The organism is Paenibacillus sp. BJ-4 (genome assembly GCF_020404765.1).
Lineage (GTDB): Bacteria > Bacillota > Bacilli > Paenibacillales > Paenibacillaceae > Paenibacillus.
This window is the reverse complement of record NZ_JAIVEM010000140.1, coordinates 36,705-49,282: the sequence shown is the minus strand read 5'-3', so window position 1 is coordinate 49,282 and position 12,578 is coordinate 36,705. Positions and strand designations below refer to the sequence as shown.

Annotated in this window: 11 protein-coding genes and 1 pseudogene; all 12 read right to left on the bottom strand. The window is 49.1% G+C overall.

Features of this window, described 5'->3' with window-relative positions; all coding sequences use genetic code 11:
* A pseudogene (locus tag LCF57_RS19730) lies at positions 1–844 on the bottom strand (ABC transporter permease).
* Between the two features lie 2 nt (positions 845–846).
* Entirely contained in the window at positions 847–2,016 is a 1,170-nt protein-coding gene (locus LCF57_RS19725; protein ID WP_226002219.1) for an extracellular solute-binding protein, read from the bottom strand.
* Between the two features lie 103 nt (positions 2,017–2,119).
* Positions 2,120–3,151 carry an ABC transporter ATP-binding protein gene (locus tag LCF57_RS19720; RefSeq protein ID WP_226002218.1) on the bottom strand — a complete coding sequence of 344 codons (1,032 nt, stop codon included), beginning with the start codon at positions 3,149–3,151 and terminating at the stop codon, positions 2,120–2,122.
* A 28-nt stretch (positions 3,152–3,179) separates the two neighbouring features.
* Positions 3,180–4,004, bottom strand: a complete 825-nt coding sequence (locus tag LCF57_RS19715) for an ABC transporter permease (protein WP_226002217.1) — start codon at positions 4,002–4,004, stop codon at positions 3,180–3,182.
* Positions 4,005–4,206: 202 nt separating this feature from the next.
* Positions 4,207–5,493: an adenylosuccinate synthase gene (locus tag LCF57_RS19710; protein ID WP_226002216.1), complete on the bottom strand. Its 1,287-nt coding sequence runs from the start codon at positions 5,491–5,493 to the stop codon at positions 4,207–4,209.
* Positions 5,494–5,869: 376 nt separating this feature from the next.
* A complete protein-coding gene (gene dnaB, locus LCF57_RS19705) occupies positions 5,870–7,228 on the bottom strand; it encodes a replicative DNA helicase (protein WP_007433205.1) in 1,359 nt (452 codons plus the stop codon).
* 2 nt (positions 7,229–7,230) lie between these two features.
* Positions 7,231–7,674 carry a 50S ribosomal protein L9 gene (gene rplI / locus LCF57_RS19700; RefSeq protein ID WP_025715999.1) on the bottom strand — a complete coding sequence of 148 codons (444 nt, stop codon included), beginning with the start codon at positions 7,672–7,674 and terminating at the stop codon, positions 7,231–7,233.
* Positions 7,671–9,659: a DHH family phosphoesterase gene (locus LCF57_RS19695; protein ID WP_226002215.1), complete on the bottom strand. Its 1,989-nt coding sequence runs from the start codon at positions 9,657–9,659 to the stop codon at positions 7,671–7,673. The genes rplI and LCF57_RS19695 overlap by 4 nt, the downstream gene beginning before the upstream one ends.
* Before the next feature lie 11 nt (positions 9,660–9,670).
* Positions 9,671–10,588, bottom strand: coding sequence for a YybS family protein (locus LCF57_RS19690; RefSeq protein ID WP_264083719.1), 918 nt, complete (start codon positions 10,586–10,588; stop codon positions 9,671–9,673).
* A gap of 5 nt (positions 10,589–10,593) precedes the next feature.
* Complete coding sequence (locus LCF57_RS19685) at positions 10,594–10,896, bottom strand: MazG-like family protein (RefSeq protein ID WP_007433209.1); 303 nt, start codon at positions 10,894–10,896, stop codon at positions 10,594–10,596.
* A gap of 120 nt (positions 10,897–11,016) precedes the next feature.
* Positions 11,017–11,445 (bottom strand): CBS domain-containing protein, encoded by a 429-nt coding sequence (locus LCF57_RS19680; RefSeq protein ID WP_025716003.1) that lies wholly within the window; start codon positions 11,443–11,445, stop codon positions 11,017–11,019.
* Positions 11,446–11,489: 44 nt separating this feature from the next.
* Positions 11,490–12,548: an LCP family protein gene (locus LCF57_RS19675; RefSeq protein ID WP_226002213.1), complete on the bottom strand. Its 1,059-nt coding sequence runs from the start codon at positions 12,546–12,548 to the stop codon at positions 11,490–11,492.
* Between the last annotated feature and the right edge of the window lie 30 nt (positions 12,549–12,578).

The window sequence follows — 12,578 nt, the reverse complement described above, 5'->3', positions numbered from 1 at the left end:
CTAGCCCGCATCCGCATCCTTCACCATGGTTCGAATATAAAAGTAGCCCATGAAAGAACACAGTAAAAACATAAACACCGCCATAGCGCTTGCCGTATGCGTTTCCTGATAGCTGGAAAATACCTGCTGCATGGCGACACCCAATACCTGCGGCGAGTTGGCACCGATCAGGAACGGAGCTGTGAAGCTACCCATGATTCCCATAAAGATGAAAGTCACCGCGACCCACATCGTTTTATAGGAAAGGGGTAAAATGAAGCGCGCGAACAGCTGCATCGTGCTGGCTCCTGCATCTCTGGCACTTTCGACGACAGCGTTCGGAATGCTGGCAAGTGCCGAGCTGAGCAGCATGGTTGCGAACGGGATGTTGAACCACAAATTAGCCAGCACCAGTCCTTTGTAGTCATAAATAATCCTGGGAATGGTTTCAATGCCGAGCGGCAGCAAAAGACGTGCAGCCCAACCGTGATTGCCATACATCGTAATGATCGCATAGGTTGCAATTACACCGGGAACAAACATCGGAATAAAATACAATCGGCCTATCCACTTCACAACGACCCCTTTACCGAATCTCAGATAAATAGCCAAAGCATAGCTGATGACCAGAGTAAGGGCCGTCGAGACTAGCGTGACATTAATCGTATATATGATATTTCTGCGCATGGCAGGCTCCGTGAACAGCCGAATATAGTTGGCCAGACCGTAGCCGGTTCCATGCTGATCAATGAGGCTTTCTTTTACCGCATAGAGAATGGGAATAATAACAACGACCAGCAAATATGAGAAAAGATGGGATGACTAGGGCAAGCCCCAACATCCCTCTTTTAGAAGATGAACTCATGATCAGCCGCCTGCGACTTCACTTTGCCAGCGTTTGTAGATTTCCTGCTGAAGCTCGCCGCTGTTGAAGCTGCGGTAGCCTGAAGAAACACTGTTGAATTTCTCTTGCAGTTCTTTTGGCATCAGACTCCACTTGATCCCCGGATAGCCATACATTTTATTGATAACAACCTTCTGCGCTTCCGGTGTCAGCACATAGTTCAGGAATTCTTGCGTTGCTTCCTTCTTGGAGGAAAGGGAAGGAACCATCAGATAAGACGGCCCGCCTGTAAAAGCAGGGTCGATCTGCGTCAGCTTGATCGTGTCAGGCAGCAGGCCTTTTGCCAATTGCTCCAGCGCCATATCGGACCAGGCGGGAATCATATCCACCTCTCCGCTCGCGAGAATATCAAGCGTGCCTTGATTCTTTTTCGGATAGACACCCTTTTGATACATGGAAGGCCCCAGTTCCTTGAGCAGCGAGAAGCCTTGATCCCATTTCTTCATATTAGCCGGATCATTGCTGTTCATGGCCTCTGGCGGGAGGAAATTATAAATGACGGTATTTACAAACGAACTGCCTGACCCACCCGTGGACGGGTCGTTATAAGCAAATTTGCCGGGATGCTGACGAATCCACGTATACAGCTCATCTGCTGTTTTGGGAGGCGTAGCCACCTTCGCGCTATTATAGGCAAGAACTACCGAAGATGCCCGGTATGGAATAGCCTGATTATTTACTTGCTTCAGATAGGTTTCATCCACATTGGCCAGGTTCGGAACCTTCTTGGCATCCATCGTGTCCCACAGTTGTTCACCTACACCTCTAGTGATGTCATCCAGACTGCCCTCATACAGATCGATATCCACATCGGTTTGCCCGCTCTTTTTGGCTGCGATCAGACGATCCAGCGTCGATGCTCCCCCGGTTCCGGCTGGCAAATACACCAGTTTGACCTTGATGCGATCATTTTTAGCTTCAAAATCTTTAATTAAGGTTTCCCACAATTCTTTGACGTTCAAAGATCCGCCAGTGTACAAGGAGATCTCCGTCGTACCCTTAGCTGCCTCTGCTTTCGTGTCCTTAGCCTCTCCTGTCGTGGTTGCGGCCTTGCCGCTGGTTCCACATCCGGCCAGTAACGATAGGCTGAGCACCCCAGCCAAAATCAGACTCATCTTCTTTTTCCCAAACACGTTGTTTCCTCCTTTAGATGGTTGCACAAGTTCGCAACACCGCTAGATGATGCGTTCATGATGCATTAACATTGAAGCGATGCAGAAGGTTGATGGTACACATTCACTGTGCTGCTGGAAAAGTAACAATTCTATTGAAGCTGAATCTGATCTGCTCTCCACTTCGCAGCTCGGCAGCCCGCTCACGCGGCACAAACATTTTCAGATGATCCGTCCCGCTGTCCAGCGACACCTCGGCATAATGCCCGAGAATCATCACCTGTCGGATCGTTCCAGACAGAGAAGGCTTGTCTTCATTCGTCAGAACAATATCCTCTGGTCTTACACCCACCATGGATTCACCTGTGTATTCATGCTCTTGCGGAAAAGGTATTCCGCTCACGGAGACACTGCGACCTCTGCTCACCCCCCTTAATAAATTGATGCGGCCAATAAATCCCGCCACAAACAGCGATTCCGGCTTGTCATAAATCTCCTGCGGCGTCGAAAGCTGCTCAATCCGGCCTGCATTCATGACTACAATCCGGTCGGAGATGGACAGCGCCTCTTCCTGATCGTGGGTGACGAACACCATCGTCATTCCCGTCCGCATCTGGATATCGCGCAGCTCCTCCCGCATCTCCATCCGCAGCTTGGCATCGAGAGCGGAGAAAGGCTCGTCCAGCAGCAATACATCCGGCTTCAGCAGCAGAGCACGGGCGAGCGCTACCCGCTGCTGTTGGCCGCCTGAGAGCTGGCCGGGCGTTTTGCGTTCTGCTGTCTCCAGCCGCACCAGCGCCAGCGCTTCCTTGACCTGGCGGTCGATCTCCGCCTTTTTCACCTTGCGAATTTTCAATCCGAAGGCCAGATTGTCATACACCGTCATATGCGGCCACAGATTATAGCTTTGGAACACCATGGCTGTCGGGCGCTTTTCGGGAGGCAGCTTCAGTACGCTTTTACCTTGAATCTGGATGTCACCGCCGTCCGGGTCAAGAAAGCCGCCAATCGAGCGAAGCACGGTTGTTTTGCCGCAGCCGGATGGCCCAAGCAGGGTCACTAGCTCCCCCTTCATCACGTCAAGTGAAATGCCTTTGACTCCGTCTCCTGTCTTGAATCGTTTGGTTAACTCTTGAATCGATAGTTGAATGGACATTCGTTTAGGCTCCTTTTGACCAATTACGTTATTTCACCTGAAATCCGCCTGCCAGTACATCCGCACTTACAAACCGCTTGGCGGCCAATAGCAGAATAATCGTTGGCAGAGTAAGAATGACCGAGAAAACAGCACCTGTTGTGCTCGGATAATCGGCAATGATGGAATACATGATGACAGGCATCGTTTTATAGTCCGGTGTTCCGACCAGCAGTGTTCCCTGTGCCTCATCCAGTGAAGCGAGAAAGGTAAAGATGGAGGCGACTACAATGCCGGGCAGTGCCATAGGAAAGCTGATTTTCCAGAACACCCGAAATGGCCCGGCTCCAGCATCCCTGGCTGACTCTTCCTGTGCGCGATGTACACTGCGGAACGCAGAGGAAGGAATCCAGGTCATATACATGAGCGTGTTCACCATGTGGATGAGAATAATGCCTGCAAAGGTGTTCATCAACCCGAATTGGTAGAACAGCACGGCGATGGACACATACAAGCCCATTTTCGGAAAAGCATGCGTGAGCAGGAATGAGAATAGAAACCACTTACTGAGCGGAAAGGAAATCCGTGCAAAGGCATAAGCAGCAGGAACACATACAATAATCGAACAGACCGTAACGGTAATAGCAATCAGGAAGGATAGGGAAATCGAGCTGAGTACGTCATCCTGGGTAAGTACAAACTTCCACCATTCCAGTGACAGGCTCTGCGGGAGCGGTGCAGGATATTGCCATTTTCCCGAAACCGCCAACAGGAGCAGATTGGTCAGAGGCCCCAGAAAAAAAATGACGAAAATGACAAGCACGATGAATTCCACAATTTTGCGTGTGCCGAGTGAGCGAAGATACCAGTTCATAATTCATCCCTCTCAAGACGTCTAGACGTCCGAATCTCTTTTCAATATGGATTATAGAGAGGGTTTGTTATCACAAATCGACAAGGGGGATAAGATTATGTAAAGAGGAAGATTTCCGTTTAACACTTCAACAATAAAAAAAGAGAGAGCTGTTAACAGCCCTCTCTCCCTGAACGTATATGAATAGCTCTATCATTAAGTCTTACAAATAAATCGGAAGCACCTGGTTCGTTTGATCACGGTTACGACCCACAGAGAAGATGGCGATTGGAATACCTGTCAACTCAGATACGCGTTGTACATAATTGCGGGTATTCTCAGGCAGTTCCTCCAGTGTTTTCACACCAGTAATGTCTTCGCTCCAGCCCGGCATTTCTTCGTATACCGCTTCACATTCCGCCAGCATTTTTAAGCTTGCCGGATAATGCGTAATGATCTCACCACGGTATTTGTAGCCTGTGCAGATTTTGACTGTTTTCAAGCCAGTCAGTACATCCAGTGAGTTCAGGGACAGACCCGTAAGTCCGCTGACACGGCGGGCATGGCGCACAACGACGCTGTCAAACCAGCCTACGCGGCGAGCACGACCTGTAACTGTACCGTACTCATGACCTGTTTCACGGATATAATCGCCGATTTCATCGTTCAGCTCGGTTGGAAACGGTCCGTCGCCTACGCGAGTTGTGTACGATTTAGCTACACCGATTACCTGTTGAATTTTGGATGGTCCGACACCGGAACCGATACATACGCCGCCAGCCGATGGGTTGGAGGATGTTACGTACGGATACGTACCTTGGTCGATATCGAGCATAACGCCTTGCGCACCCTCGAACAGTACCTTACGATTTGCGTCAATCGCATCATTCAACACAACAGACGTATCGCCTACATAAGGACGGATAAATTCTGCATACTCCAGATATTGTTTCAGTATTTCTTCTACATCCAGCGGCTCACCGCCGTATACCTGTTGGATTACTTGATTCTTTTCCTTCGTAAGAAGGCGCAGCTTCGTTTCGAATTCCTCCGCATCCAGCAAATCAGCAATACGGATACCATTACGTGCAGCTTTATCCATATAAGCAGGGCCGATCCCTTTACGCGTCGTACCAATTTTGTTAGGACCTTTGCGGTCTTCTTCCAGTACGTCCAGCGTCATATGGTAAGGCATAATCACATGTGCGCGGTCACTGATGACCAGATTTTTCGTAGAAAAGCCATTATCATGAATGTAAGTAATTTCTTCAATAAGAGCGGCTGGATTCACTACCATGCCGTTGCCAATAACACACTTTTTATCTTCATAAAAAACGCCGGATGGAATCAGGCTCAGCTTGTACTTTTTACCGTCAATGAGAATCGTATGACCAGCATTGTTTCCGCCTTGGTAACGGGCCACTACTTCAGCGCTTTCCGCCAGATAGTCCGTGATTTTACCTTTGCCTTCGTCTCCCCATTGTGTTCCCACAACGACTACAGTTGACATGTTTCATTCCTCCGTGGAGTGCCCACAGACACTCTGATTTTGAGCTGACACACTACGCATATCTGGCTCTAATTGCCTCAGCAGCCAGGTATGGAGCGTTCTCGGACAGCAGGAAAAAACGTCCGTCGCAGACATTCCACAGGTCGGAATGCCCCGGGCGTAATGATCTCCCCACTGCGTTGAAGCAGCACTATAAGTGTACCAGTACCATTTTTCAAAGTCAAATAAAAAACGAACAATATATCACATGGAAATAGTATTGTTCGTAATTGGGAGTTTCAATCCTATATGAAAACATATAAACAGTCTATAAAAAAGCTCTTTCGACATCGTGAAACACGAGTCGAAAGAGCCTTATACTAATAATATGAATACGTTAGCCGGCGAACGCATCCGAATGCGCACGCTCGTAATTGGCGAATTTATTATAGTTTTTGAGAAACACCAGCTCTACCGTTCCGACCGGGCCGTTACGTTGCTTGGCTATGATAATCTCAATAATATTTTTCTTTTCCGTTTCCTGATTATAGTAATCGTCCCGGTACAGAAACGCGACGATGTCCGCATCCTGCTCGATAGAACCCGATTCCCGCAAGTCACTCATCATCGGTCGCTTGTCTTGACGCTGCTCCACACCCCGGCTCAGCTGGGAAAGGGCAATAACAGGCACTTCAAGCTCACGGGCAATTTGCTTCAATGTCCGTGAAATTTCGGATACCTCCTGCTGCCGATTCTCGCCTGCTTTGCCGCGTCCGTGAATAAGCTGCAAGTAGTCGATCACGATCATGCCCAGTCCCTTTTCCGTCTTGAGACGGCGGCACTTGGCACGGATATCAGCGACAGTGACACCAGGCGTATCGTCGATATAGATTTCTGCCTCAGACAAGGCTGCAATCCCCATCGTCAGCTTGGCCCAATCTTCGTCGCCTTTAAATTCACCTGTCCGCATGACGTTCGCGTCCAAATTAGCCTCGGCACAGATCATCCGCTGCACGAGCTGGGCTGCCGACATCTCCAGACTAAAGATGGCTACCGTCTCTTTCGCCCGCACTGCAACGTTTTGTGCAATATTCAGGGCGAACGCCGTTTTACCCACGGATGGACGGGCAGCCACAATGATCAAGTCATTGCGCTGGAAACCCGCCGTCATCTTGTCCAGGTCAACAAATCCGGATGGAATTCCGGTTGTATTGCCCTTGTTCTGATGCAGCATTTCGACACGGTCGAACACTTCCATCACGACATCGCGGATGGCGATAAAACCACTGCCTGAGCGCCCGTTGGATATTTCCATGATCTTGCGCTCGGCATCGCTCAGCATACCGGCGACATCCTCGCCGTTGCTGTAGCCTTCACTCACAATTTGCGTAGCTGTGCGAATCAGGCGACGAAGCATCGCCTTTTCTTCAATAATCTGGGCATAGTAATCCACGTTAGCCGCTGTTGGCACTCCGTGAGCCAGCTTGGCCAGATAACTGACTCCGCCGATATCCTCCAGCTGACCTTTGTCCTGAATCTTCGAGGTCAGCGTAACCAAGTCAATCGGCTGCCCGGATTCACCCAGCTCAATCATTGCTTCGTAAATCATCTGATGAGCCTTATCGTAAAAATCCTCGGTCTGCACCCGCTCCATCGCGGTAATCAGTGCTTCGGACTGGAGCAAAATGGACCCGATAACCGCCTGTTCAGCCTCCAGATTTTGAGGAGGAATCCGATCAAAAAATTCGCCGCCCATAATTATTCTTCAGTCACCTGGACCTTCAGCGTAGCTTTGACCTCAGGATGAAGCTTGACGGTCATTTGAGTCACGCCCAACGTACGAATCGGTTCTTCCAGCTCGATTTTGCGTTTATCCAGCTTGATTCCAGTTTTAGAAACAGCCTCTGCGATTTGCTTGCTTGTAATCGCACCGAACAGCCGTCCACCTTCTCCAGCCTTCGCTTTGAGCTGAATCGTTGTCTCTTCCAGCTTTTTGCCGAGTACTTGCGCCTCTTCCTTTTCCTCTTGCTTACGTTTTTCCTCAGCAGCGTTCTGATTCTCCAGCGTCTTCATATTTCCTTCCGTTGCTGGACGGGCAATACCCCGCGGCAGCAGAAAATTCGCTGCATAACCGTCGGACACTTCCTTAACCTGCCCTTTCTTGCCTTGGCCCTTCATATCTTTAATGAATATCACTTTCATTCAAATAACCCCTCTTCCCCATCAATTTCGGCCAGCACGTCGACCACTCTGCGTTTGGCTTCCTCTACCGAGCAATCCAATTGGACTGCTGCATTCGTCAGATGTCCTCCGCCGCCTAGCCGTTCCATGACGACCTGTACGTTCATGCGCCCGAGCGAACGGGCGCTGATCCCCACCAGGCCGTCAGGACGTTCACTGACCACAAAAGAGGCCAGTACATCCGTCATATTGAGTAATGAATCCGCCACCTGAGCAATCAGAAGCTGCGGAATTTTTTGTCCGGGCTCTGTCACCGCAAGCGCGATGTGCCCATATATCATTTTAGCATGCTTAATAATTTCCGCCTTAGCAATATATTCATCCAGGTCCTCTTTTAACATGCGCTGGATCATGACTGTATCTGCCCCGCTCCGCCGCAAAAAACCGGCCGCCTCAAACGTACGTGAGCCTGTATGGAGGGAAAAATGCTTGGTATCTACCGTAATCCCGGCCAGCAGCGATGTCGCCTCCAGCGGTGTCAATTGGACCTTCTCATGGATATATTGCAGCAGCTCAGTCACCAGCTCACAGGCCGACGACGCATACGGCTCCAAATAGATCAGAACCGAATCGTTAATAAATTCCTCGCCTCGACGGTGGTGATCTACCACGACCACCCTGCTTGCCGTCTGCACGAGACGTGGCTCAATCGTCATCGAGGCCTTGTGCGTATCCACCACGACCAGCAGGCTATGCTCGGTCATGGCCTGAAGCGACTGCTCCGGCGTCATCAGTGCCTGCGACAACTTCTCGTCCTTGTTAACCTGCTCCATCATTCGGTCGATGGACGGATTGGATTTATCCAGCACGATATGCGCTTCAACATTGTAGAGCGCTGCGGCCTTCCACACGCCGATGGCCGCTCCCAATGCATCCATGTCCGGTATTTTGTGCCCCATGATCAGCACGCGATCGCTCTCCTGCATTAGATCACGCAACGCGTGGGCAATGACTCGGGCGCGCACCCTTGTACGCTTCTCGACAGCGTTGGACTTGCCTCCGTAAAAGGACAGGCGCTGTCCGGCTTTCACTGCTGCCTGATCGCCCCCACGTCCGAGCGCCATGTCCAGACTGGACTGAGCCAGCTCGCCCAGCTCCTTGATGCTCTCCGCACCAAAGGACAAACCGATGCTCAGTGTCATGGGGACTTTCAAATCCGCTGTCATTTCCCTCACCGTATCCAGAATGACGAATCGGCTCTGCTCCAGCTCTTGAAGCGCTTTGTGATTCAACATAATGAGATAACGCTCGGATGACAAACGGCGCAAATAAATATTGTAATGATTCGCCCAGGACGTAATCTCGCTCGTCACCTTCGCAATAAGCGCAGTGCGCTGCTGATCGTCCATCCCCTGAGCGGCCTCGTCCATATTGTCGAGCATGACGATACCGAGCGCCAGCCGCTCGTTTTCATACTGCTTGCGCAGCACCGCCAGCTCCGTTACTTCATACAAGTATATCAGTCGCTCATCCGGCACGATCAGAAACTGATAGTAGCGCTCATCATGCTGTAACTCCACCTTCAGCTCGCGAGTCGGCTCCTTTGTTTCCTTTTTGGCACTTAAAGCTCCCGCCAGTTGAGGAAATAGGTCTTGTAGAGGCTCGCCTATCAGCGACTGCTCCTCGAACATTTCCCCGGCAAACCGATTGTGCCATTCTACCGTTCGATTTTCACTGTATAAAATGATCCCAAACGGCAGTGTGCTGATCGCTTCTCCCTCTACCCGCTTGATTCGAAAGGAAAGACCGCTGATATATTGATTCAACTCCCGACGAAAATCCAATTCCGTCTTCAGCATCAGCCCGCCAAGCAAGAATGACAGCAGCAGGCCTATCACACCCAGTTCCCAATTGTACATGGAAATACATATGACAAGCACCAGCAGCAGCAAAAACGCCCAGACAGTTTGATAGCCGTGCCAGCGTTTTTGTAGAAATTTAGGCATGACTGTTCACCCTATTTCTTTGATCTTGTAATAGCTTCACGCAGCGGAAAGGCCAAATCAATAATACCTATAATGCGGAGCGGCTGGAACACCAGTACGACGAGCGACAGCAGCAGCGCAATCACCGGGCTCATTTTACGGCTATGCGTCCAGAAATAAATAAATCCAATCGTCTGGATAATAAAGCACGCGTGGATCAGCGGCAGCATACTAATGGAAACCATTTGAATCCAGCTGCTATCCGAGGAACCTGCTATCCATTCAATCACAATCGCCAGCAGATAGTACCAGATAAGCGCGCGCGGCAGCCTCCACTCTCGGGCTGGCTTCATTTTGCGTACCGGCACATCAAGACTACTCAATGCCGGACGTACCAAAGCGTGTGTGATTACAGCCAGAACGAAAGAGGTCACGATCAGCACATATGGAACTTTACCGATAAGCATCGTACCGAGTCGCTGCGTATCGTCTGCAGTCCAATTTGCGCCCGAAAGCATCGGATTGGCACTTAAAATCTGCTGTACAATACTTGCCGTTATCGCAGCCTGATCACGAAGATACTGCGAAAGATCGAAACCGAATGAATACGTAGCGAAGAGCAGTACAACCAACAACTCGGCTAAAATAACGCCCATTCCTGTCATCAAAGCCTGAAAAGAAGACCCTCCCTTTTTATATATCCGTCCCATCAGTATCGCAGGAATCAGAAAATAAATCGCAGGGAGCAATGAATACACATCTAATAGCGCTAAAATCAGCAGCGCCGGTATGACGTGAATCAGAAATCCTTTGAAATGCAGCGATGAAAACAATACAGCGCCAGGCACAATTAGCAAAAATACGGTAATGATTTTCAGTGGTGTCAATAAAGTCAGCAGCAGAAGCAAATAAATGACGCTCCATGCTGCAGTTGCCAAGCGGAATTTCAACGTTTTCACCTCTTACGCATATGTTCTTCCAGTGCAGAAATATCCTGATACCAATCCTCCAGCTGGTGTCCTTCTTTTCTGTGTCTTCTTAGCTTGTCGATGAGTAGATCATCCAATTCACGGTAAGACACTCCAAGACGCCTTCCCAAAATATAACTGCTCATCATTAAGCTCGCCAGACAATCGCCAATACGGGCTGTACTGCCTTCCCACATCGCTTTAAACAGACGGGAAACTTGGTCAAGAACTTCTGTTTTGAGCCATTCAATAACCTTGGCCCTTTTCACAACATCCATTTCTTTAGGCATATGATGAAGAGTCACACCCCTCTGAAAAAGCTTTATTCTCCATTATAGCATATCCTATTCTGAAAATAACTGTTACCCCATAGGGTAAATCGTTATTTTCAAAGCAGCTATGAGCTTATTTTAAGAAGAAGTATTAAACGATTCTCTGGACACAAACTTTTCACAATACTCTATAATCTGGCTGCGGCGCACGATACCGATAAACCGGTCCATATCATCTACAACGGGTACAAAGTTCTGTACTTTAGCCAAATTAATTAAATCCTCCATATTCGCATCAATGGACACCGGCTTCATCGAAACCCGTAACGGAACATCCTTGAGCATAAACTTAGAAGCGTTTTCAAAGGTGATTTTCCCCTCAGACTCTTTCATATGCCATAACAGATCACCTTCTGTAACTGTACCCGTATATCTACCTTCCTTATCCAAAATGGGAACCGCTGTGAAACGGTGATATTCCATCCGCTCCAACGTTTGCCGCAACGTAGCATCCGCCGTTACACAAGCGACTTCCTGTTTGGGAAGCAAGAAAAAAGCGATATTCATGAGAACGAATCCCCCTCAAAATCAAATGTAAATCAATTGATTACTCACTGAATGTCCTGCTTGTCGGGAAGCTTCAGCGTGTGCGGAGTTGTACCGGGATCCAGCCAATTCGCAATCATAAGTCTGGCATATTCCAGTTCTTGTTCATTGGCCCGATCGTAATACACGCCCTTCTTCTTGAACCCTTCCCCCGTAATCGTAAAACTTGAGATTTGTGGTTCACTCTGCGTAATAGCCTGCTTGCCAAGCCCTGTGATAAAAGCAGGCTCCATATCGGTCTTGAAATTGGCTCCCATAATATCGAGCAGCTCCGGAATTTTGGAAATTCCGTTGATATTCAGTAGCTTATCCGCCATAGCGTTCAGAAAAATTTGCTGCCGTTTTGTACGGTTGAAGTCGCTATCTTCCCGATATCTAACATAATACATGGCTTCTTCACCATTATAAAGCGGCTTGCCCGCCTCAATACGAAACTTGATATGCAGCGGATCTTTGTTTTCAATCGGCTTGTCGATGGGAAGTACAACCCCGCCCACGGCATCCACGGCATCCTGAATACCCTGAAAATTAATCGTAGCGTAATAATCGGCCTTATGCTCCAGCAGCTTCTCTACCGTAGCCATGGACATATCCTCGCCTCCGAACGCATAAGCATGCCCTAATTTATCAAAATCATCCTCACCATCACGATTCGGATCATGTCCGGCAATCTGTACATACATATCCCTTGGGATGGAAATCAAAAGCACACGCGATTCCGCAGGCCGCACCGCCGCGTAAATAACCGTATCCGAGCGACCACGCGCCTTTTCGTTTGGCCTTTGATCAGTGCCTAGCAGCAGCATTGAAAACGGCTCTTTTTGGTAAGCTACTGTTTCTTGTTGCTTCTGTTCTCCAGACTGACGCGGCTGATAGGAATTTTCCAATTTTCTTTCCAACGTCGGAGATACAAACCAGTCAAAAGCCACCAGTGTTAGCTGTTTGCGGAACAGATATCCGCCCGCTGCGATCAGAAATAAAACAATACATGAAATATATAGGGCGGTAAACCTTTTTTTCTTTTGAGACTTGCCGCTGGTCCTTCTCTTATGTCTTCTCTCCATAACAGGTTCCTTCCTTCTTTCCTGCACAAA

Bases quoted from the DNA above. Each gene is read 5' to 3' on its own strand.
- LCF57_RS19720 (WP_226002218.1), bottom strand. From the start codon at position 3,151: ATGTCCATTCAACTATCGATTCAAGAGTTAACCAAACGATTCAAGACA.
- LCF57_RS19715 (WP_226002217.1), bottom strand. From the start codon at position 4,004: ATGAACTGGTATCTTCGCTCACTCGGCACACGCAAAATTGTGGAATTC.
- LCF57_RS19710 (WP_226002216.1), bottom strand. From the start codon at position 5,493: ATGTCAACTGTAGTCGTTGTGGGAACACAATGGGGAGACGAAGGCAAA.
- dnaB (WP_007433205.1), bottom strand. From the start codon at position 7,228: ATGGGCGGCGAATTTTTTGATCGGATTCCTCCTCAAAATCTGGAGGCT.
- rplI (WP_025715999.1), bottom strand. From the start codon at position 7,674: ATGAAAGTGATATTCATTAAAGATATGAAGGGCCAAGGCAAGAAAGGG.
- LCF57_RS19695 (WP_226002215.1), bottom strand. From the start codon at position 9,659: ATGCCTAAATTTCTACAAAAACGCTGGCACGGCTATCAAACTGTCTGG.
- LCF57_RS19685 (WP_007433209.1), bottom strand. From the start codon at position 10,896: ATGCCTAAAGAAATGGATGTTGTGAAAAGGGCCAAGGTTATTGAATGG.
- LCF57_RS19680 (WP_025716003.1), bottom strand. From the start codon at position 11,445: ATGAATATCGCTTTTTTCTTGCTTCCCAAACAGGAAGTCGCTTGTGTA.
- LCF57_RS19675 (WP_226002213.1), bottom strand. From the start codon at position 12,548: ATGGAGAGAAGACATAAGAGAAGGACCAGCGGCAAGTCTCAAAAGAAA.